The following is a 22,575-nucleotide window of genomic DNA, read 5'->3' as shown; positions in this document are numbered from 1 at the left end:
CGCAGGACCTTATGGACAACATATGTATGGTGTGGAGTAGGATTAATTTTTGCAGGAATTTACTTTTTGGGGATAACACTGGGGATTGCAGCTTTCTTCTATGCAGAAAGGACACACGGGTACTGTAAACACTGTCAGAGTGGGACATAGAGTACCACCAAAAACGAAATTTCGTTCTAATTTACAATGAAAAATTCATCTTGCTTTGTTTAGCTCGACAGATATTCGGTCTCACTACATTGCTATCAAGTTAAGAAATACATTCTTCCCCAAAAGGAAAAAATAAGTTGCCCTCTATCAGAAACACAAAATTTTCATCCTGGGGGTTTTATAAAATTATTAAGTTGATAATCATGGGGTACCATCAGAAAAATGCGGGTTTACAACGCTATGCCCATTTTTAAGACGCTTCCTTCATTTTTAAAAACGTTAAGAGAGTTTTAGTGGCTTTAAGGAATCTAATGATACTATATTATCCATATTAAAAAGGTATGCTCCTAATAAATTGATATGTTTCCCTCTAAAGGTGACTATAGATAGCTATCGAAAGGGAACAAATAATGATTTCTTATCATTAGAATTATAGGAAATGAAATAAGACCGCTCCTAATTATAGGAACGGTTATAAATTTATCATGTGCTGGAGGTCAATCCGAATGGCATGGACTACCGTCTCTAAACAGTATGGACATGAAATTTGACGAGTATACGTAAGAATAGTGGAAGCCGTAACGAATTATTAGTTCGTGGTACTGAAAGTGTAATTGATCAAATGAAATATAAAATCGCATAAGAGTTTGATATACAACTTGGTGCAGACGCAACCGCTCGTCCAAACGGACTGTTGGTGGTGAAATTACAAAACGTCTAATAGCAATGGCTGAGGAACAACTTGTCGGTCGATTCACTCGCTAATTATATAGTGTATGGATTAGAAGGAGAGATTATAATCTCTCCTTTTTTAATGTGAAAAATTTATGCTCAAATTGTTTTCAAGGAATTTTAAGTAAAAGTACAAACTACTCTTCTAGATAGAAAGAGCTGAGCTAATAGTTAGGGATTCATCATTTTGATGAGGACATACTTAATAATAAAAAGCAGTTAGCAAAAGCTAACTGCCATAAGAACATTACATAAATAGTAGTTTTTAAAAATTATTCAATTTTATTTTCAAATCTGTACAGTCTTTTCTTTCATCATACTCAATGTAAGCTATGTGACCATCGGGGCGAATTAAAATGACATCAATATTTTTTAATTGATAATCCTGTATTTCTCCTACAACCACCTTTGTGTGCGAATCAATGTTTATTTTATCTATTTCTTCTTTATAAGAAGGATGTATTAATAAAATATATTTACCATCTTGCATCAATGCAAAGAGTTTATAAGTTTTCTTATTTTGAGAAGAAATAGTAAGATTTGTACATCTTTTCCCTATTAATGGATGCTTTTCTTTCGTATGCATAGAGGAATATATAACCCCTAAGCCACTTACTCTTTCAGCTAAATCTTTATTCATCTCTGGGTATGTGAGTAAATGCGAGAATAACTCTCTTAATTCTATACCTGCATTTGAAAAGTTTATCATTAATTGTTCTTGTGCTTGTACATCCTTTAAAAATTGTTTTCCCACAGCATGTCGTTCAAAATGATAACTTTCTAATAGGCTTTCATATTTTTTTTGTTTTATAGCGAGTCCCAATTTCCACCCTAAATTAAAAGCATCTTGTAAACCTATATTCAAACCTTGTCCTCCTGCAGGGAAATGAATATGCGCTGCATCACCTGCCAAGAATACACGCTTATGTTGATAAGTATTTGCTAGTTTGGTTGCATTTCCAAAACGAGAAAGCCATATTGAGCTATTAATTTGAACATGTTCACCTGTAATACTATAAATACTATCGATAAGCTCTTTTTCTGTGACAGCAACATGAACAGGTATTGTCTGATTCTTAGGATCTACAATTGCAAAACGAAATACATTAGGTGCAATAGGTACCATTATTATTAACCCATTTATATTAGATGTAGAAAAAAATGGGTTATCTGGTACATCTTCTAAAATGACATCGCCTAATATAGCTGTAGTTGTTGTATCTGTTCCATTAAAAGGTATATGTGATAACTCACGAACTACGCTTCTTGCGCCATCAGCGCCTACTACATATTGAAGTTCTATTTTATATATTGTTTCTGCTTGTTCTATTTCTAGTTGTACGAATGTTTCATACTGTTTTATATCTTTTAATGTATGACCACGTTTAATATCTACACCTAATTCTAACGCACGCTCTTCTAATATTTCTTCTGTAATGGATTGGGGAATAAAAAGCGTATATGGAAAATCAGTATCTAAATTTTTAAAGTTTAATCTTGTATCTAGGGCAGCAAAATGGCTTGTATCTGATTTCTTCCCTCTAGATAAAAATCGATTTTCAATACCTCTCATAGCCATTAATTCTAAGGAGCGAGGGTGAAGTGTGAGTGCTCTAGAATTTCTTATCCGATTTAATCTTCTCTCTACAACGACAACTTTTACACCTTGAATAGCTAATTCACATGCTGTCATAAGTCCAACCGGACCACCGCCAACTACCGCAACATCATAATAATTTTCCATGTCATGCCCTCCATTTTTTTATTTAATTAAGAGCTAATACAAGAATTTGCACAATGGATTTGTAAACGATATCTATTGTGCAAATATAATTATACCTCATTTTAGTTTCCTTGGAAACTAAAATGAGGTAACTTGAGATTTTCCCCATATCAAAGATTCGATATGAAGGTTAATTGAATTCAATATGAGAAAGATAATAGGGTAATCTATTTTGAATTATTTAATGGAAGGGGTACGAGATTGAGATGAATAATTCATATAATGAAAAGACACATACATTGATTAAACAATTATTTAACAAGTTTTCACCAAAATCTCCTGGCTTTGCATATATTGCTAGTTTTGATAGCGGGGTAACTTATAAAGGTACGATTGGCTTAGCTTCTATAGAGAAAAATTTACCTATAACCACAAAAAATATTTTTAATATTGCCTCAGTCTCTAAACAATTCACTGCATTTTCTATATTACTCTTAGAACAAGAGGGAAGATTGAGTTTAGATGATTCGCGCGGATACAGATATACCCACCCCTAATAGACATATCTAGAAACTTAATATATAAAAGGACGTGGAAAAATGTATAATCATCCTTACCCTTATTCTTATGATTATCCTATTTATAATGAAGATTATCCGAGACCTGCACCACAAGTTGCTCCATTTATAGGTCCAGGTGCTATACAACCGCAACCGACTCCATCTTGGCCTCCAGTGCCTCCAACTGGTCAGGGCTGCATGAATAAGTGGGCACGATTCCGTTTGAAAGATGGAAGAGTTATAAATATGTATGTTACCCATATCGATTCTAAGTCTGTAGCGGGATCGGTATGGATACAAGGTTCAGGATGGAAACAAGTAGGGCTTGACTTAGATGAAATTTTAGAATCCCAATGTTAAACAAAGCCCCAGTAATGGGGCTTAATAGTTATCTTTTTTCATTTGTATTTATTGTATTATCACCAACACTTTTTAATATATTTTACATATGTTAAAGCAGGGTAAGTTACACCATTTTCCACTTCATGATTAAAGAAGAGATGATTAGATGGCATCTCTTTTTTGTTGGAATATATAAAACATTTATCATTTTGCCCAGAAGATTCTTTTCTCAAAGAACAACGTAAAGTGTCATTCTCTAATGCCTAAGGAGTATGTGGGAGTTGAATTAGATTCGGACAAGCAATGGTATAGTTGAATTTACGGACATTAAATATGTAATTGTTCAGTTACCTTTTTGAATGAACAATTAAAGCATCCGGTAGGATACTTTTTCTTTATAAATAGAAAAATTTCTTGATGTGATTTAAGTTACATGAAAAGCTATATATTTAAAATAGGAGGGGTAATACCGTTAAGGAGATCCCAAGTACTTAATCCAAAAGAATATTCGAAATGCGGATAATCAACTAGGGTAGTAAAGCGCCCGCCCCAAGTTAGACCAAGTTGTTCCCCTATATACCCCATTTGCTTAAATTTTTTGATGTTATTCCAGTGTATAGAATTATTTTCATAAGGTGCAGCATCAAAGGCTAACCCCCAATTGTGATATGATTCGCCGCCTCGAGCGTTTGTAACCTTTTTACCCGGTTTCCATCTTCCTAAAGAAAATAACCGGTCTTGTTCACTCCAACTCCTAAACACTGAATATATTCGAACATCTAAGCCATTAGTCTTTGTTAATTGAAGAAATTCTTTAGCCAACATCTCCACATATGGATGTAAGGATTGTAAATGATTAGAGCTAGTATAAAATTCAGATTGAGAATTGGGATTAAATAATTTGTGGCGTGTTCTCGGTGTAATATCTCCAGAAGGGTATAAATTTTGCTCTTTTTGGTATTCTTGTGTGGCTTTGGTAGTTGATAAACCGAATACTCCATCAAGTTGTCCAAAATAAAACCCTATAGATTGTAGCTTCTTTTGTATTAATATTACGTTCTCAAACAATGATTTCCAAGTGTTAACTTCTACTATCCCATTAGGCTTTAATTTAGTTTTCTCTTGGAAAATTTTTGTGCATTTATGTGTTTTTTCATCAAAAAAGCCGGTAATAGCAAGTTTCTCGTAGCTTAGTCCCAAACCAATTAAATTTAATTGGAGTATTGTTACGTAATGGCCTGTGGAACCTAATTTAAGAGTGGGTAAATTCTCCATATTTCACCCCTTGATTTTAGAATACTGTTACTTATTATAGTTAGATTGAACTTTAATATGACAGGTACTAATCGTAAAAAGATAAAATCGATTTTATTAAAGTTACTATATTCGAATATTTGTAAGAGTTTTTTCTACTTATAAAATATAGATTTTAAAGGAGTAATCTTAGAAAATCCCTTTATAAATCAACTTAAATCTTCAATTCATAACTTTCTTTGTAATAGACAAATATAAATATGAATTACATAAAATTATCTTTGTAAATAAGGTTATTTGACTTTTATAGTATGTAATAAAATATAACTAGATTAACCTTTTGGATTGAAGGAGATTTTGGGTAGATTAGCAGGAAGTGGTCAAGTAAAAGTAGAGTAGTCCATACTTATTTTTAAAAAATCTGGAGAATCTTTAAAGAAAATAGGCAATTATATGATTTCAAAAAATAGAGTTGAGCATAATATCATGGATAAAGGGCCTTTTTATTTTGTTTATATACTAGAGTTTTAATATAAATAGGATTTATCGAGAGGAGAGGTGAATTTGTATAATTCTTATCCATATTCTTCAGGAGGTTATAAACCACCATATTCTGTAGCAGGAGTGAGTGATAAAGGTCAGGAAGATTTTTATCGGCAACCAAGCGGAAAGATATTTGCAAAAATATATGAAAAAGATACAGAAAGTCCGATTAAGGGTGTCAAAGTATCTATTTATAAAATGACAGGGGAAGGACGTATTTTATCTTCCCGCCAAAGTGATATTATTACTTTGTATACGAATGAATTCGGTGAAACTGATACAGTTGCATTGCCTACGCCCCCTAAAGAGAATGCGAGCGATCCTTTAGGATCTAAACCGTATTCAGAATATGCAATTTCCATTGAAGCTGCAGGTTATGCACCTGTAGTACTGCGCGGTACACAAATTTTTGAAGATGTTACAGCTGTTCAAAAAATGGAACTTATACCTGTTAGTGGTACAGAAGGACGAGATTCTGTTGAAATAATTGATATTCCCGAGCATACATTAACTGGACAATATCCTCAGCAAGAATCACAACAGGAACTACAACAAGAACATAAGGAACAACAAGAGTCAAGACAAAACTTAGATGTGGATGTTGTATTACCGGAATTTGTTATCGTTCATGATGGTCATCCCAATACGCCTGCTCCAAGATACAAGCTAAGGTTTAAAGATTATATTAAAAATGTTCTTGCTTCTGAAGTATATCCAACATGGAAGAAAGATGCATTGATAGCTAATGCACTTTGTGTCATTTCCTATACATTAAACCGGATTTATACAAATTACTATAAAGATAAAGGATTTACAATCACAGGTATTACACAGTTTGATCATAAATATACTCATGGCAGAAATACTTTTGAAGAAACTGATGATGTGGTAGAGGAAGTATTTAAACAATACATTGCAAAGCCTGGTGAAAACGCACCACTTTTTGCGCAATATCGTGCTGGTAAAAAGCAACCATGTCCATTTGCAAGTCGACCAGGGATGCTTTATCAATGGGGGACAGCATGCCTTGCAGAACGAGGGATGAATTATATGGAGATTTTAAAATATTATTATAAAAATGTAGAAATCCGTTTAGCTGACTTTATACAAGTAACCAAATCATTCCCAGGTTATAATATAAAGGAAGGAGACCAAAAAGGAGCTGTTCGGACTATTCAGAAATACTTATTTCAAATAAGAAAAAAATATTCAAATATCCCTGAAATAATAATAAGCGGCACGTTTGATTCAAATACAGTAAATGCAGTCAAAATTTTTCAAAGGAATTTTCAAATTCCTGATAATGGAATTGTAGATGAGCTAACTTGGAATAAGCTAAATGATATATATGTATATGTGACAAATCTTCTTGGGTTTTACCCGATTTTGCAGAATGGTAGCCAAGGAGAAAGTGTAAAAATGATACAAAGTTTATTGAAAAGGTTTGGTTTTTACACAGGGGAAATAGATGGATTTTTTGGACTTGGAACTGAAAAATCAGTAAAGGAATTTCAAAAAATTAAAAGTTTTACTGTAACAGGAGTAGTGCGTAAAGAACTATGGAGATTACTTGAAGAATTACAATATACTGCAGGTACCACAAGGGATTTGGAATATAACCCCATACCAGTACAGACAAATACAGATGCAAATATTAAAACATACACACCTTCTCAACATACAAACCAATTGTTTATTAATCCTTCCTCTACACCTTCTATGACAAATCCCTCCACATCTCATTACCCAAATCAAAATGGATACTATCCTAATTATTAATCATTGAAAGTAATAAAAATATAAAGGAGTGATTGCAATGAATTGTTATAGAGAGAGGGCGAATAGTTTTGATTGATTATCTCTCTTATCTATGGGATACAGGAAAGCAGTTATGCTATCAACCAAATATATTTTTGAATAATCAACAATTTTTTTATGATACACGAGATACTTATCGCGCATCAAGTGGTAAGTTAATTGTGTCTGTTTATGAAATGAATACAGATAAACCAATCAAGGGTGCAAAGGTATACGTTCGTAAGCAAGATGAGGGTAGTCAAATTATTACCACACTTCAAACAAATGATATTGGTTTAACAAGTGTCGTTTCTTTATCTGCTCCTCCTAAAGAATCTGCTTCAGATCCTTCGGGCCCTAAACCTTATTCAGAATATGTCCTTACAATTGAAGCACCTAATTATGGTGTGAAAATAGTTAGAGGTGTACAAATTTTTGCGGGAACTACAGCAAAACAAAGAGTAGAAATGATTCCTATAAATCGAACAGGAGAGCTGCAATCAATAGAAATTATTGATGTAACTCAGCATAAATTAACTAAACAGCATTTAGAAAGACAACTTCAGCAGTACTCTATGTATTCTACAGATATTCCTTTACATGCAGATAATCTACAAATACCGCAATATATTATAGTTCATGATGGGAATCCTTATGAAAATGCTCCAAGATACAAAGTGGATTTTAAGGAATATATAAAAAATGTTAGCGCTTCGGAATTATACCCGAATTGGCCAAAAGAAGCTTTAAGGGCTAATGTTATTTGTATAACTTCATTTGTATTGAATCGTATATATAAAGAACATTATTTTGAAAGAGGATTTACAATTAGTAGTTCTTCTTTGTTTGATCAATCTTTTAATTATGGTAGAAATACGTTCTTAGAAATAGATGATGTAGTTGATGAGATTTTTAATCAATACATTGCAAAACCGTATAGTATTGAACCGATGTTAATTGTATATAGTAGTGGGGGAAGAGATTATTCAAATGAATACTTCTGTAGATGGTGCAGTAAATATCTTGCTGATCAAGGTATGGATTATGTAGGTATTTTAAAGAGCTATTATCCATTAGCTCAAATTTATTTTTTATAATTTAGTTATGTGAATTAGGAGTAAGATGAATTACAAATGGTATTTGGATTCAAGTTTATTATTAAAATATAGATAAATCAAAAACCGTAGAAGTAGTTAAGTCTATGGTTTTTCTGTATATAATTATTAAAAGGTTTATTTTGTTAAAATAAAGAAAACTCCCTCCTAAAAAAGGTAAGGGAGTGAGTATTAAGCTTTTTTAACTTATATTTATTTGAATTATAAAAACTCAAGAAGAACTCAATGGAAAATCAATTTTACGAGCATAGTTAGGAAAATCAACAAGGGGGTTTCTATTCCCTTGGGTGTCTTGAATACTTTGATTTCGATGTCGTTCATATATACTTACTGGAAATTCTTCATGCCATTTAAGTAATAATTCAATGTCTATATTTTTTTCTTTGTCGTTTGCAATTTCATCTGGATATCTTAGTAAAAAGTATAAAGTAGCTCGAGCCACTATACCTTTAGCATACTCAGGTTCGAATAAACTCTCCTCTAATTTTCCACATTCTTGTCTAATAATGTTCAGTACTTTACCTCCTTCATAATCTGAGAAATCATGATAAGGATAGTTACTTCTTAATGAGTTACATGATGGTTCACATGCGAATAAATGATGTAAATCACCTCTCATTGGTTCCTGTTTATGAAACCATGATTGTGGTACTACATGTTCACAGTTTAGTTTATTGTTTTCTTCAATTCGCTTTTTTTGGGTTTTTAATTCATTTTCTGTTAATGAGTGATTAGCAAGAAGTAAATCTAATTCATTTTTTCGTTTGGTGAGTATTTCAAAGTCTTCAGCAATAACGTCTTCTGGGTTTCGTATCTTCCCTGAGTAGATACTTTTTAATTTTCCGTCTTCTTGCAAATCTACCCAATTATATAAATATTGTGTAGGGTTATACTTAACTGGTTTATGTGTATTTTCTAACAAGGATTGTAATGCTTTGAATAATTCATTTGATTTTAATTCCTCGAAATTAATTGCTGCATAATAGGTTGCTAAAATGTGTTTTTCCAAGTCCAAATCTAAATATTTCCCTGCATCTTTTTCAATAATATCTTTATTTTTATTAAGTTCATTAAGAAGTTCCACTTGTTCACTTTCTTCCACGAATAAGGTCGAAAAATCGTCTTCTGGAATACTCGAATTATTTTTTGTCATAATATATTAGTCCTTTCATAAGAATTTAATAGTTAAGCTTAGATAATTCATTCATTAATTGTGTCCTTCAAAGTTAGATTAAATATATTATTTTAGATAGGTAATTCAATACTTATAGAATAAGGAATTTCACATGCGTATAAAATCCTATTAACACTTATGTGAATTGTAATTTAACAGTAAGAATCTCTGTAACCAAAGGATTTGGTGGTATTAGCTGATAATATATAATGTTATTTGTATATTCCTTTAATGAATTGTTAATAATTTAATAATAAGATTTAGGTATTTAGACAATAAATATATTGGATTCTTCCTATATCAACCTTATTTAATGATCTAAGAGCCATACTGTAACTTGAAAACATAAGTGCATCACGAACATTTGAATGGGATAAACCAAGGGCGAGATTTAACTCATGTTCACCTACATTCATTAGATAAATTCTTGATAAGGTTAATTTAATTGACCAGGATTGACTGTCAACAAATCAGCAAGAATTCAATTGTAGGCGATGGAAGGGTAGGTAAGTACCAGTACATTTCCATTACCATCAACTTAGATTGTTATCACTATGCTTACTTGTTTGAAGGCTTTTAGATCATTTATAGAGGTCTCTTTGGAGTTATTTCAGTTCAATAGTTATTAGTACGTGTATTAAAATTCCTTTTTTAAATTTTATACTGGACTATTTTCAGATGAATTTTATTTAATATTTGTAAGTATGTATTGGTCAATACAATTATACTTTACTGTAAATCTAATTTATGGTTTATAGCAAGTTCTTGTAAAAATGTTAATAAGGGACGAAGTTCTACAGGGGCATTTAAATCATTACAGATAAAGTTTTTTTGCTTATCATTATCCTTTAACAATAGTTCGTAATAGAAAATACTAGGCGGGAGGGAAGTGTGCTTTTCAGTAATAGTATCGTTTATTTCCCAAATTTGATATTTATTTATTATATTTTGTATTTTTTTTGAAATCTTTGTTGGTAATTTATTTGTTTCTACATTATAAACTAATTGTAAATTGGCAAATCCTCCATGAGAGGTAAAATTAATTTCCATAAGTTTTTCTCCACCTAGTATTATTTTTTTCCATTCTTAATTCTTCAATAAATGAGTATTTAGAGTCCTACGTCTCTAAATGCTGCACGTACAGTCTGTGTTGTACCAAACGGCAATTCTCCATCTTTAGTAAGGATTTGTGCAGATCTAACTAATATTTGTACGGCATCTTTGAAATTTGCGTTTGTCCAAAGGTTTTGTAGTGCATGATACCATAGTTTAGCCGATTTTTCCGTTCCAATGTCCATTGCAACTAGATAAAAAGCTCTATTGAATATTCCACTATTAATATGTACACCATGATTGTCTGCAGGACCGTCAAAGTAATTATTCATGTGACTTGGTTGAGGGTCTTTCCCCATTAACGGATTATCGAAAGCTGTTCCGGGTGCTTTCATTGAACGTAAAGCTTCTCCAAATAATTTAGGACCCATAATATCATTTCCTATTAACCAATCTGCATCATCTGCTGATTGGTTATTAGAATATTGTTTAATCGCAGTTCCAAAAACATCAGAGAAATGTTCGTTTAAAGCTCCAGATTGGCCTTCATACATTAAATTTGCAGTATATTGTGTAACCCCATGAGTTAATTCATGACCAATCACATCTTTAGAGTTTGCGAAATTAATGAAGATTTGACCATCCCCATCTCCAAAAACCATCTCATCTCCATCCCAAAATGCATTTAAAAAATTCACACCATAATGAACATTTAAAATTAAATCTAATCCACGATTGTCAATGGAATTTCTATTTAAAACATTCTTAAAGTAATCACGTACAAGACCTGCATATTCATATGCGTGACTAACAATTTCATCTGCGGTATTAGGATCACCTTCAGCGCGAACCATTTTATGACGCAATTCCCATTGATTTTCACAATCGTATACTTGACGTTGCGCTTGTTCATTTGATGAAAATTCTAATGATGGATTTTTACTAATTCCAGCTTCAACTTCCAACACATGAATGTCTTTTTCTTTTCTCTTTAACCTAGAGTCTCTACTATTTTTAATTGTTAATTGTGTTCCATCAATTCCGGATCTAGCCATATTAGATAGAATAGATGGTGGAACAAAACTACATTTACACTTGCTGCGCTTTTGGCACATAAAACCAACTCCTTTTATTAGATAGATTCGTACATCATTCTAACCAATAAAAGGTAAATTATTCCTTTTCGGGTATTCCATTAATTATTTATCAATATATAAATTTTGAATTTAAAAAGATTAAAAAAATATATGTGCTCATAATAAAAAATCGAGTATTTTCTTAATATTTTAAGCTTTTTTTGCTATACGGTCTATAACTTAAAGGAAACGGGTTTAACTATCTCTAGTGAATAATTGATAAAGAAGGGAGCATAAAGGACATTCAAATCAGTAAAAAGAAGCAAGACTATCTGATTATCTATGTTTTTATGAAGGTATCCAGTGAAAACCTTTATGATGGTTTAGCAATATATTAGAAAAGCCTACTTTAAGGATTAACTAGGCTTATTCACTATATAACTGTGTCTTAATTATTGATAAAATGATCTAGAAAAATTTTTTCTTGTTGTTTGTACATGAAGAAGAATAATAGGAAAAATAATTAACTTAAATATATGAATTATTTAGGTATTAAATTAGGCTATGGAAAAGAATGGTGTTTTTTTTTGTATAATGAATTTATTCAGTACCCACATTTTAATAATAATTCTAATAGTGGTTATTCTTCTCAAAATGATAATTATAATAATTTTGATGATACGAAATCTATGCATACTGATTAACATCCTTCTAATTAAAAAATCGAGTTATAAAAAAAGAGGGGGATGGCATTTTTTATTGAAGTTTGTTTATAATAGCTTTTTAAGTTGATAGGGATGAATTTTAAAATCGATTATTAACCTCTTTGATAATTTTTATTTTCCTTATAGTATTTGGCATACTGTATTAAAAATTTAATATTTTGAAAGGAGAGTCAATCAATATAGGCAAGAAAAAATAATAGGAAATAAGTGGTTGCTTATCAAGGTAGAAATTAAACGAGTTTTTGTTCATATAAACTAAATAAAGGGGTGTTCTTTATGTGTACTAGTTTGACATTACAGACAAAAAACGGTCAGCACCTTTTTGCACGAACGATGGATTTTACATTAGATTTCAATCAAGAAGTAATAATCATTCCTCGGCGTTATCAATGGAACAATATAACTGGTGAAAATATCAAGGCGAAACAAGCAGTTGTCGGGATGGGGATTAACTATCAAGGAAGGGTCATTCTTGCAGATGGAGTAAATGAATCAGGTATGACATGTGCAACACTTTATTTTCCAGGATTCGCTACTTATAGTAACAGTATAGATGACAATAAAACAAATCTGGCTTCATTTGATTTTGTGGCATGGAGTCTCACACAATTCAATTCTGTCGAAGAGTTAAAGAAATCTGTAGAGAGTATTTCTTTTTTAGATATATCATTATCTGTTTTAGGAGTTACTCCACCGCTACATTGGATCTTAGCGGATAAGCGGGGAGAATGTATTGTATTAGAGCCCACAATTGAGGGGCTAAAAATGTATGATAATCCGCTAGGGGTAATGACCAATAGTCCTGAGTTTAACTGGCATTTACAAAATTTAAGACAATATATAGGTCTTAAATCGCAGCCATATGCACCAACCCAATGGGGGGATGTATCATTAAGTGCTTTTGGACAAGGTTCAGGTTCGATGGGACTCCCTGGGGATTTCACCCCACCATCAAGGTTTGTAAGGGCAGCGTATAGTAAACAAAATATTCAAGGGATAGATAACGAAGAGGAAGGGATATCGGCCGTTTTTCATATCTTATCAAATTGTGAGCTTCCAAAAGGTGGAGTGATAACGGAAGAAGGTACAATAGATAATACCATTTATACAAGTGCAATGTGTATGGAGTCTGGTATATATTATTATCATACCTATGATTGTAGACAAATTATAGCCATACATCTATTTAATGAAAATTTAGATACGGATGAAATTAAAACTTATCCATTTCAGCGTAAACAAAAGATATATTATCAAAACTAATTAGATTTGGAATAACATCAAAAAGGCAGACTTAATTAAGTTTGCTTTTTATAATAGGCCATACGACATATGGTATAACTTTTACACACTTACACTGATATTTATATATATAGTATTTTTTATTATATTTGTAATCATTTTAAGCGAAGGGTACGTGATTAAGATGAATAATACATATAATGAAAAGACACATACTCTCATTAAACAATTATTGAACAAATTTTCACCCAAATCCCCTGGCTTTGCATATATTGCTAGTTTTAATAGTGGAGTAACGTATAAAGGTGCAGTTGGCTTAGCTTCTATAGAGGAAAATCTACCGATAACCACAAAGAGCGTTTTTAATATCGCCTCAGTTTCTAAACAATTTACAGCGTTTTCTATACTACTCTTAGAACAAGAGGGAAGATTGGGTTTAGATGATTCAATTGTAAAGTTTGTCCCTTCTATAGGAACATATGCTGAACCAGTAACATTGAGACATCTAATTCATCATACTGGTGGGCTAGTTGATTATATGGCGTTGGCTGAAGCAGCAAATATTAAATTTACTGATACATTAACTGTGGAAGAATCTCTAAAACACCTAAATGCTCATCAAATTCCAAGGTTCCCAGTGGGCACAAAATTTGAGTATAGCAATACAGGATATTTTTTATTATCACAAGTGGTAGAGAAGGTAAGTGGCAAGTCTCTACGTCAGTTTACAAAGGAGCGTATTTTTGACCCTTTAAATATGAGAGACACAACAATTATAGATAACTACCCAACTACTATACCCATTACTAGTGGGTATTCGAAGAATGAGCAAGGAACATATAAAATCTATGAAAGTCCTTGGGAACATACAGGTGATGGGGCAGTACATGCAACAGTTGAAGACCTGGTAAAGTGGGGAGAAAATCTAACTACAGGTACTGTTGGTGGAAAAGAACTTGTTAAAAAAATGAGCGAACTAGGTCCGGAAATTTCTCCAACTGGGGAGACGATTATTGATAATGAAGAGTATGCTTTTGGGCTCAGGCTTGCAGAAGGTTTTAACTGTCGATACTTGGAACATTCAGGTAGCTGGGCAGGTTATCGTTCATACTTCATGCGGTTTCCAAAAGTATATTTGTCTGTTGTAGTACTAAGTAACTATGATGAATTTGACTCTAAAAAATATGCTAATGAAATAGCAGGAATTGTTTTAGAAAAATAAAAAATTGGGCTTAGAAGACAGTATCTGGATTTGGTTAATCACACGTTGTTTTAGGTGTAATTGATTTTGGAAGAAGAATAAAACTTCATTTACCGCATTTATAAAAATAATATAAAATTTTGACGAAAGGAACACTGGTGGACAGTCGCCTTTTGATATGTAGATAGAAGAGAGAGGTTAAAAATGATAGTGGAATTAGAATTTCTACATATGTCAAAGACGAGAGTATATGAAAAAGAAAGAGTCTATGATAATTTTGGAGGTCCTATTCTTGATGTAGGGAAATTGTATACATTGAAGGCTATGCATATAAGATAGATAGTAGAGGGTTTATATCTCCATATATTACGTGTGTTAATCTAAAGCTATCATTTTGGTGTGAACAAATAAATAAGTGAAAATTATAAAAGCATTCCTTATGGAGTGCTTTTTATTACGTAAAAAACGTAAATCAAGGCATAAATTAATAACTAACTTTATTTAATTCATGGTTACCCCAGGTAGGCTGTTTTCTTATAAAGAAGCCTTATTTTTGATTGATAAAGCACATTGATAATGATAATTAATATCATGAAAATTGTAAATATCAATAGGGAAGTGACTAAGTATGTATAATAATTATTGGAATCAAAATCCTGTTCCAGTTGTAGGGACTAATTATAATTTGTATCAAAACCCTGTTTCAAGTGTGAACTCTGATTACCAGTATTACCAAAATGATATGTCGACTGTTGAACAGGATTACCATCTATATTTAAATCCTGGTACTAAATATAAAGATGAACGATCTACAAGAAGAGAAATTCAGTTATCACCTGGTTCAGCGTCACAAACCGACCTTGGAAATGGTTTTATATCATTTAGATGGGCAGGCTATGATATTAATACAGACGAATATCTTGTTGCTTTTTTAAATGCGCCTGGAATGAAAGTTATAAATGGAGGATGGGCACCAAAGGATTACGCTCCTTTGTATGCAATGGAGAGTTTTCCTAGAAGAATAGATCAATGGGTAATTACTACGTTTAATCCAACGCCAGGAACAGGGAGTCCAAGACCAATTGAATTTTATTTAATTGCAAAAGCTTAAGGATATTAATTTCTGTAATTAAGTGCAGGATAGTATGCATTGGTGTAGTTTGAAAAGGTTACATGTAATTAATATGTGCTGTTAGTCTGAAAGAGTAAAAACACCAAGAGTTGACATTGAAAGACATAAATCACAATTTAATAAAAAAGAATGAAGATACGTCTAAAGTATATCTAAGCATCCATAATTGGGTGCTTTTTATTTTGGAGAAAATTAAGAGAGGAATGAGGATAATTAGAAAGTGTATTAAACGGTAAGATTGCTGCACTCGGTCTTATACCTATTGATAAAAAAGTATATATCAAATACATTAAACCTCATGAGAAAGCGTACAAGAAGTCTGGGATTGATGTTAATCAATTCAAATATTATAAGTTATATGAACAGAAGCCGATGTTTTATTCTGTAGAATATCTCACACAAACGCCAATAAAAGATTTATTGGAAAGAGATAGAGGGAATCGAATACGCTGGGTAAAGACAGATGAATATAAAACTAAACAACAGAAGCGTAAGTTCTATGACAGTGGTGACGGGAATAGTATACGTGAACAAGTAAAGAAACGTGACAAGTATGAATATCAAGAATGTAAACGTAATGGTCGGATTCGTTTTGATACGAATGAGTACAGTGAGAGTGCCCAGCGTAAGAAGATACAACTAGTTGTTCATCATATCAAAGAGCTTGCACTTGATATAGATAATTTCGAAACAATCTGTGTGGATCGCCATAATAAAGAACACGGTAGAATATTTAAAAAGAAAATCAACAAATGGGAACACTATGAAAAGTGGTAAAAATGATGAATTAAACCAAGTAATCGAAACATCTTGGCAAGAATTAAAGAAAGCCTGGTCAATGATAAAAACGGTGAAAGGTTCTAAGTACATTGAAGCTTCAGCTTCGCAAGCTAAAAAATTGAAAATAATTTGAGTCAGCTTTTTAATTACTATAATCTAGTATCTGTCTAAAAAAATTAATTTTCTGAATTTTCAATAAAAATGATTAGATTATACTAACTTAATGATAATGATTAAAAAGGCTACTATAGAACCCAAACATTAGTAGAAGAAAGACATATACAAGTATTATGAGTTTGAAAATTTCATAAACTCTAAAATCTTATAAAAAGAGGAGCATAAAACATGAGCGAACAATGTCCAATTAATGTACCATGTCAGGTAGCGGGACAAACCCAAACACCATTAAGTGATGAGACTGCAACACCAATTGTTACTCCAGGAGCACCTATTGTAAAGATTCCAGTTGTATTAGCTGAAAGAACGCTTCAAATTGTTGTAGAGTCCGATATTTCATTAGAGCCTCCAGCAGTCGAAATTAAACGCATCTTAAAAAACGTATTTTTAACACAATGTAAGTTAGTGCCTGTAGCATTCGTACCAGTACCAGGTACACCTTACCGAAGAGTTACAAGAGCGAAATTATTTGTACAAGGCTATATTCGTAAAAATATTGAATATGCAAATGACGAGTGTAATGGAGTTCTATATGATCGTATTGCAAATGTTCCATTTTCTGGTTTTGCAGATCTGACAGAAGGTGATTTTCTATCATTAGCTTTAGTAGCTTCTTCTTCGGACACTACTTCTCATTTTATAAATCCTAAAAACGGTGATTTACCACGTCTAGACAAATATTTCTTTGAAAATGCAGTTTTTTATAACGAACAACCATATTGTGAATTAGTAAGCGCTCAATTTTTTGAATTAGACTTTTCACCTTGTCCTACAAACCTAAACGAACCATTTGATACGCTTCGTGAAAAAATTGTACTAGATCTTACTTTAAAAGTTTTACAAGTACAACAAGTACAAGTAGCACTATAAAAATAAAAAGAAATTGTCTTTTTAACAAAGACAATTTCTTTTTATTTTTATACAACATATATAATGATGAAATGGTCACATACAAAAAACAAATTTTTTGAATTTCATCAGACGGGGGGATGGTGATGAAAAATCCATGGATTGGTAAGGGGATATGGGATGAAATTTACAAGTATAAAAAACTGAATATACAAGATAATTTACACGAAAAAAGAGGGGGAAAAGAAGAAATACCACCTGAATTAAAGGGAGAATATGTAGCATCAAAATTAGAGAAAGAAGGTAAAGCGTCTGGATCACAAATAGGGCCTTTAATACGCTCACTGGTGGTCAAAACTCCATTTTCTATTTTTTCAGAAGTAACTAGTTTTAAAATATTTCCAAAAATAAATGTTAAAAATCAAGAAGCATTTGTATTTAGGGATGAAAAAGGTGTAGAAGGGCGTGAATTAGATTGTAAGTTATTAACTACAGTGCAACAATATCATTCGGATAGTTATTGTAAATTAGTTTCTTTAAATCTTCATGAGAAGAGAATTCATTTTGAATTATATAACCAAAAAAATAAAGGGAATAAAGAAGAGAATAAGGTAGAGGCATCTTCATGGATTCCTATTCACAGTATAATATTAGAGAGTGAAAATGGGGAAGACGTAAATAATTTTATTACAGCGAAACTACCAATAGAAATAGGAAGATATAAAGGTGAAATTAGTTTACGAGAAAAGGTTGTATTTAAAGAAAAAGTCATAGGAATAAAAGAGGTTGAACAGGAGATTATTTTGACAAAAACCGAATTTTTAATACCAAAGGTAAAAAAGAATGGGCAAAATACACTTACAGTTGAAAAAGGGAGCTTATTGGTAGAAGGGTATATATATCAATGTATTGAATACATATCAGAACAAAGTACACTTCATGATAATGAGCATCAGTTAATACAAAATATTGTATTGGAGTTAATCATTCAAGTAATACAAGAACAAGAAGTACAAGTGCGAATTAAATAAAAATAATTATATTCCCTCGATTAGCTGATTATTTTTATTCGTAGTGTATCGATGGGTATTCTTTTGTAAATCATTCAGTGCTGCAAACTATTTGTTAAATGGTTTATCCATGATAAATTTAATTTTACATTGTTACTAAATAGTAGGAATCTCCTCTGGTTTATGTTTTAAAAAAGTGCTAACGTACAACATATTGAGAATAAACGAGTATTTAGTTTTATTATGAGTATTAAAGTAAACAGAATAACCTTAGAATTAATTCCGAATAATATGAGATAGATCTAAAGAATTAGTTGCGACAACATACTAAGGTTATTCTGAACTTATTCTTATCTTAAATTCATTGATAGAACTAATATTTAAAAACTTAGATTTATGTTGAAGTTCTTCTGGTAAGGAAATCTTGATTCAATTATGAATCAGATTCCGTTGTCAGGGCGGCAGTTACTCCAATTTCTCACATATTGCACACTCTCAACATCCGTTCATCATTCCAATACATTTAAATATTAATCTATTTAAAAACAGAAAATTTCAAAACCATAGTGATTAGCATATATCACATACCTACAATGGGGATTATGATAAACCATGGAGAATTGTTTAAGGAGTTAAGCAATTATGACTTTTGGTTTTGGGATGCTTTTAACGATAGTCCTCTTCCTTCACTACCATTAAAAATAAAAATAATTTGAAATAATTATTTTTATTTCAGTATATCCAAAATTATTCGTTAAAAATGAGTTTAAAGTAACCAACAATTGTAGTAATCTAAAATTTTCATTTATAAATCCACAAGAGAGAGTCTTTATATACCAATTATAGAAGGATTCAAATTATATATTTTTTACATAATAAAATCAAATTTAAAACGAATAATAAATAGCTTTTAAAGCTTAACTTAAGTATGTAAAAAAATAAAAGTTCAACAATGCAAAATTGCTGAACTTTTATTCCTTATTCTTTCCTATTCTGCCTAAACTATCTTTAATAGTTGTTTCCCCAAGTTGTGTATATAGCAAAGCTGTATCTTGACTCGTATGTCCAAGTTGCTGCATGACTTGTAATGAGTCTTTCTCTTCCATATATAATTTATTTGCCAATGTATGTCTTAATTTATGAGGAGACATTCTTTTTCCATAAGCTTTAGTATATTTTTCTACTATATCTTGGATAGCCCTAACTGAAAGAGGCTGTGCAGTATGTTTATATTTTGATAGAAACACATTTTTCAATTCTTTCCCTGGAGCGTATTTGTTATCTCGAATTTCAATATATTTTTCAAGATCATTTAATGCAATTGGGGTAATCCATACAGAATCTTCTTTGTTTCCTTTTCGTATTACATCAATGAGTCTTTCTTTTAAGTTTATATCTTCCATACGAAGATCCGCCAATTCACTTACACGAATGCCACTGCCAAGAAAAAGCGAGAGGATTGCTACGTCGCGATTTTTATCTCTTAGGAAATAGAACAACTGATGTTTTGTTAAAGATTTTTCGTGCTCATACTTAACGTAATTTAAAAACTCTTGATCATCATTATTATGAAATATTTTAGATCTCATACGTTTTGCACGAGCATTTAATGTTTCTTTATCTTTATGTATTTCGATTTTAGCCATTACATTTCTATAAAAATAACATTCTCCATCTTCATTCTCTGATAGGGAGGTAAGGTATTTAAATAAGGATTTTAAGGCTGAAATTTTCCTGTTAACAGAAGAATTCTGCATGTTCTGTTGTAGTTTTAGAAATCTCATAAAGTTCTCAACATCTTTTTTCTTTAAATTCTCCAAATCAGCGAAGGATATGTCTTTAATGGGTTTTAATTCAATAACTTGTTCAGATAATAGCCAATTAAAGAAGACTCTAAAATCATATACATAATTCAGTAGGGTGGAGGGAGAGGCGTCATGCAATTCTTTGTACTCCACAAATTCTTCTATGTAAAAGGGCATTTCGTTTAGATTTTCGTATAATTTTTTACGATGTACGGATTTTTGACGTTGCTTGCTGTAGTCCATAAAAATCACCTCATATATAATATAACAGAAAACGGAATCGAACACAAGTTCGCGTTAAATTCAATTTTTACACAAACTTATTTACATAATTATATTATTAAATACAAAAATATACTCAAAATTGAATGGTATAGTGCAGTTAGTCAAATGAAAATTATAGCTAACTAAGTGATAAATTTGCATAAGACCATATAAATCAGTGTAAAACTACATATAAATGTACGTAAAATAAAACAATTTTTATATGTAAATTCATACGAAAAATCAATATATAAAAACAGTTTAAAATTCGTTATCTAGCATGAATTGGCTAATTTAATCATGATTATGAGGGGGTAATTAGATCAACATAAGAAAAAATCCTATATATTAAAAGGTAATTTACTATAAAAATTTTTAATGAATAGTTCAGTATTTAATGATTTCTATATAAAGCATGAATTATATAGGTACTTACGAATATACGGAGATTCATGCTATCGAACTTGAAATCCCTAAATACTGTATTAGATTTTTATTTATACTCTTTATTGTTCGTAAAATTGGTATTTCGTGCGAAGTTGTGAGTTTAAAATTTTTTCAATTCTTCTTTTACCCTATTTATGTTTATTTAAGACCATCTTTTGTTTTAGCAGTAAATAGTACACATAATTCTAAATGAAGTACACTGTACAAAGCAATAAATTTCGTGGGAATAAAGATTATAAGAAAGTTAAGTCGAAAAATGAGCATACTAAAACTCCTGAGTTCTCAAAACAAAGACGAATAAAATAGTGACTTTATTAATTAAAGGCAAAGCTAAATTCGTGCCAGTGACCATGTTATTGTTCAATATTAAGATACGTTCAAATTAAATCTAATATTATAAGTTGGTTCTATAATATTATCTTATTATCTTATATAAAATAAGCACCTCCCATGTCTAGTTTAAAATCGAGAAATGAGAGGCGCAATTTCTAGCTCTTCTTAACTAGCTTGCTTTTACATACCCTAACTGTATACTATCTATATTATTTGACTTTATAATTTGATAATATCTTGTTTCTTTTGTTGTCGAATTGAAAAATGAATCCCTTCCTTCTCTAGTAAGCTTATATCGTTCCTTTTCAGTAAACTCCGCTCGTACTTTATATTTTCCTTCTTCTGTCTCAAAATAGTAATGAGCTTGGCCATCTTGTAATCTAGAAACTATTTTTTCTTCTACTATTTCTTCATTTTCATTAATTAAATATAACTTTATTTCCCCCATTTCTGGTGCTATTGTTTGTTCTTCAGGATCAATCCAGCCATCCCCATTTTCATCAAACCAGATATAACCAGATATAGTCCCTTTCTCTGGATCCCAAACCTTATCCATTTCTTCTGCGAATGCTAAATTTTTTGGTAAAAACAATGTAAAAACAAACACTAAAATTGAAAAATATGTCATACGTCTAATTCTTTCCATTGATATCGCCACCCAACCTCAAAATGTTTAACAAGAATATATAAATTTTAATATATAATACAATATACTACAAGTCTGGTTTTATTATCCAAATGCAGTTATAATTATAATAATAAAACCAATTAATTAACAAAGTAAATATCTAATTCAATGAATTACACGCAAGATTACATTTTCTCTAATCAATACTGACTTACCTAATGTCTTAGGATTATGACAAAGCATAAGTAATGTGGGTTCTTCTGATGCAATGTTGTATTCTCCTAAGATGTTGACTTATAGAATTTTTTACGTATTGCCCACTAATCTATGCACTATTAGGAAATATTTTGTATAACTTCTCCTTTTGTTAACTAAAATACTATTGTTCATATTTTTTTATTGTTATATAATATTTCATGTCTTTACTTATATGCGATTAAGATATATCGGAATTAGAAAAAGG

16 protein-coding genes and 5 pseudogenes are annotated in these 22,575 nt (G+C 31.2%); 13 read left to right on the top strand and 8 right to left on the bottom strand.

Annotated features, from left to right (window positions below):
• Window positions 1–706: 706 nt before the first annotated feature.
• Window positions 707–915: pseudogene (locus tag NST86_RS29500) on the top strand (small, acid-soluble spore protein, alpha/beta type).
• A 232-nt stretch (window positions 916–1,147) separates the two neighbouring features.
• On the opposite strand, the gene NST86_RS29495 reads toward NST86_RS29500, so the two are convergent.
• Window positions 1,148–2,626, bottom strand: a complete 1,479-nt coding sequence (locus NST86_RS29495; protein ID WP_086424151.1) for an FAD-dependent oxidoreductase — start codon at window positions 2,624–2,626, stop codon at window positions 1,148–1,150.
• 245 nt (window positions 2,627–2,871) lie between these two features.
• Here NST86_RS29495 and NST86_RS29490 point away from each other — a divergent pair.
• Both NST86_RS29490 and NST86_RS29485 read left to right on the top strand, forming a co-directional pair.
• A pseudogene (locus NST86_RS29490) lies at window positions 2,872–3,135 on the top strand (serine hydrolase); the annotation flags it as partial.
• 69 nt (window positions 3,136–3,204) lie between these two features.
• Window positions 3,205–3,525, top strand: coding sequence for a hypothetical protein (locus tag NST86_RS29485; RefSeq protein WP_000282321.1), 321 nt, complete (start codon window positions 3,205–3,207; stop codon window positions 3,523–3,525).
• Between the two features lie 423 nt (window positions 3,526–3,948).
• Here NST86_RS29485 and NST86_RS29480 read toward each other — a convergent pair whose 3' ends face one another.
• Complete coding sequence (locus tag NST86_RS29480; protein WP_065230027.1) at window positions 3,949–4,782, bottom strand: peptidoglycan-binding protein; 834 nt, start codon at window positions 4,780–4,782, stop codon at window positions 3,949–3,951.
• 543 nt (window positions 4,783–5,325) lie between these two features.
• Here NST86_RS29480 and NST86_RS29475 point away from each other — a divergent pair.
• Together NST86_RS29475 and NST86_RS29470 are read left to right on the top strand one after the other, a co-directional pair.
• Complete coding sequence (locus NST86_RS29475; protein WP_340935052.1) at window positions 5,326–7,083, top strand: peptidoglycan-binding protein; 1,758 nt, start codon at window positions 5,326–5,328, stop codon at window positions 7,081–7,083.
• Between the two features lie 68 nt (window positions 7,084–7,151).
• Complete coding sequence (locus tag NST86_RS29470; protein WP_086424149.1) at window positions 7,152–8,198, top strand: SpoIID/LytB domain-containing protein; 1,047 nt, start codon at window positions 7,152–7,154, stop codon at window positions 8,196–8,198.
• A 229-nt stretch (window positions 8,199–8,427) separates the two neighbouring features.
• On the opposite strand, the gene NST86_RS29465 is transcribed toward NST86_RS29470, so the two are convergent.
• From NST86_RS29465 to NST86_RS29455, 4 genes and pseudogenes are all read right to left on the bottom strand, one after another.
• Window positions 8,428–9,369: an endonuclease I family protein gene (locus NST86_RS29465; protein WP_086424148.1), complete on the bottom strand. Its 942-nt coding sequence runs from the start codon at window positions 9,367–9,369 to the stop codon at window positions 8,428–8,430.
• A gap of 281 nt (window positions 9,370–9,650) precedes the next feature.
• Window positions 9,651–9,842: pseudogene (locus NST86_RS34945) on the bottom strand (matrixin family metalloprotease); the annotation flags it as partial.
• Between the two features lie 277 nt (window positions 9,843–10,119).
• Window positions 10,120–10,440, bottom strand: a complete 321-nt coding sequence (locus NST86_RS29460) for a protealysin inhibitor emfourin (RefSeq protein ID WP_086424147.1) — start codon at window positions 10,438–10,440, stop codon at window positions 10,120–10,122.
• 59 nt (window positions 10,441–10,499) lie between these two features.
• The gene (locus NST86_RS29455; protein WP_086424146.1) at window positions 10,500–11,558 is read right to left on the bottom strand and encodes a M4 family metallopeptidase; all 1,059 of its coding nucleotides are present in this window, start codon (window positions 11,556–11,558) and stop codon (window positions 10,500–10,502) included.
• A gap of 962 nt (window positions 11,559–12,520) precedes the next feature.
• Here NST86_RS29455 and bsh point away from each other — a divergent pair.
• The 8 genes and pseudogenes from bsh (at window position 12,521) to NST86_RS29415 (ending at window position 18,656) form a co-directional block, all read left to right on the top strand.
• The gene (gene bsh / locus NST86_RS29450) at window positions 12,521–13,507 is read left to right on the top strand and encodes a choloylglycine hydrolase (protein ID WP_086424145.1); all 987 of its coding nucleotides are present in this window, start codon (window positions 12,521–12,523) and stop codon (window positions 13,505–13,507) included.
• A gap of 163 nt (window positions 13,508–13,670) precedes the next feature.
• Window positions 13,671–14,708, top strand: coding sequence for a serine hydrolase domain-containing protein (locus NST86_RS29445; protein ID WP_086424144.1), 1,038 nt, complete (start codon window positions 13,671–13,673; stop codon window positions 14,706–14,708).
• A gap of 607 nt (window positions 14,709–15,315) precedes the next feature.
• Complete coding sequence (locus NST86_RS29440; protein WP_086424143.1) at window positions 15,316–15,798, top strand: hypothetical protein; 483 nt, start codon at window positions 15,316–15,318, stop codon at window positions 15,796–15,798.
• Window positions 15,799–16,056: 258 nt separating this feature from the next.
• A pseudogene (locus tag NST86_RS29435) lies at window positions 16,057–16,287 on the top strand (hydrolase); the annotation flags it as partial.
• Window positions 16,264–16,596 carry an HNH endonuclease gene (locus NST86_RS29430; RefSeq protein WP_340935144.1) on the top strand — a complete coding sequence of 111 codons (333 nt, stop codon included), beginning with the start codon at window positions 16,264–16,266 and terminating at the stop codon, window positions 16,594–16,596. The pseudogene NST86_RS29435 and the gene NST86_RS29430, both read left to right, overlap by 24 nt.
• A 4-nt stretch (window positions 16,597–16,600) precedes the next feature.
• A pseudogene (locus NST86_RS29425) lies at window positions 16,601–16,720 on the top strand (phage head closure protein); the annotation flags it as partial.
• Window positions 16,721–16,944: 224 nt separating this feature from the next.
• Entirely contained in the window at window positions 16,945–17,646 is a 702-nt protein-coding gene (locus NST86_RS29420; protein ID WP_001294982.1) for a CsxC family protein, read from the top strand.
• A gap of 125 nt (window positions 17,647–17,771) precedes the next feature.
• Window positions 17,772–18,656, top strand: coding sequence for a BC_2427 family protein (locus NST86_RS29415; protein ID WP_016077715.1), 885 nt, complete (start codon window positions 17,772–17,774; stop codon window positions 18,654–18,656).
• A 950-nt stretch (window positions 18,657–19,606) separates the two neighbouring features.
• Here NST86_RS29415 and xerS read toward each other — a convergent pair.
• Both xerS and NST86_RS29405 read right to left on the bottom strand, forming a co-directional pair.
• A complete protein-coding gene (xerS, locus tag NST86_RS29410) occupies window positions 19,607–20,683 on the bottom strand; it encodes a tyrosine recombinase XerS (protein WP_086424142.1) in 1,077 nt (358 codons plus the stop codon).
• A 970-nt stretch (window positions 20,684–21,653) separates the two neighbouring features.
• Window positions 21,654–22,130 carry an SdrD B-like domain-containing protein gene (locus tag NST86_RS29405; RefSeq protein ID WP_086424141.1) on the bottom strand — a complete coding sequence of 159 codons (477 nt, stop codon included), beginning with the start codon at window positions 22,128–22,130 and terminating at the stop codon, window positions 21,654–21,656.
• Between the last annotated feature and the right edge of the window lie 445 nt (window positions 22,131–22,575).

This window comes from Bacillus sp. FSL L8-0199 (genome assembly GCF_038005705.1).
Lineage (GTDB): Bacteria > Bacillota > Bacilli > Bacillales > Bacillaceae_G > Bacillus_A > Bacillus_A cereus.
Note: the sequence above shows the minus strand (reverse complement) of the source record. Positions and strands in the feature narration are given on the sequence as shown.

Coding starts and splice junctions, on each gene's coding strand:
- NST86_RS29465 (WP_086424148.1), bottom strand. CDS start 9,369: ATGACAAAAAATAATTCGAGTATTCCAGAAGACGATTTTTCGACCTTA.
- NST86_RS29455 (WP_086424146.1), bottom strand. CDS start 11,558: ATGTGCCAAAAGCGCAGCAAGTGTAAATGTAGTTTTGTTCCACCATCT.
- bsh (WP_086424145.1), top strand. CDS start 12,521: ATGTGTACTAGTTTGACATTACAGACAAAAAACGGTCAGCACCTTTTT.
- NST86_RS29485 (WP_000282321.1), top strand. CDS start 3,205: ATGTATAATCATCCTTACCCTTATTCTTATGATTATCCTATTTATAAT.
- NST86_RS29415 (WP_016077715.1), top strand. CDS start 17,772: ATGAAAAATCCATGGATTGGTAAGGGGATATGGGATGAAATTTACAAG.
- NST86_RS29440 (WP_086424143.1), top strand. CDS start 15,316: ATGTATAATAATTATTGGAATCAAAATCCTGTTCCAGTTGTAGGGACT.
- xerS (WP_086424142.1), bottom strand. CDS start 20,683: ATGGACTACAGCAAGCAACGTCAAAAATCCGTACATCGTAAAAAATTA.
- NST86_RS29460 (WP_086424147.1), bottom strand. CDS start 10,440: ATGGAAATTAATTTTACCTCTCATGGAGGATTTGCCAATTTACAATTA.
- NST86_RS29405 (WP_086424141.1), bottom strand. CDS start 22,130: ATGGAAAGAATTAGACGTATGACATATTTTTCAATTTTAGTGTTTGTT.
- NST86_RS29445 (WP_086424144.1), top strand. CDS start 13,671: ATGAATAATACATATAATGAAAAGACACATACTCTCATTAAACAATTA.
- NST86_RS29480 (WP_065230027.1), bottom strand. CDS start 4,782: ATGGAGAATTTACCCACTCTTAAATTAGGTTCCACAGGCCATTACGTA.
- NST86_RS29495 (WP_086424151.1), bottom strand. CDS start 2,626: ATGGAAAATTATTATGATGTTGCGGTAGTTGGCGGTGGTCCGGTTGGA.
- NST86_RS29420 (WP_001294982.1), top strand. CDS start 16,945: ATGAGCGAACAATGTCCAATTAATGTACCATGTCAGGTAGCGGGACAA.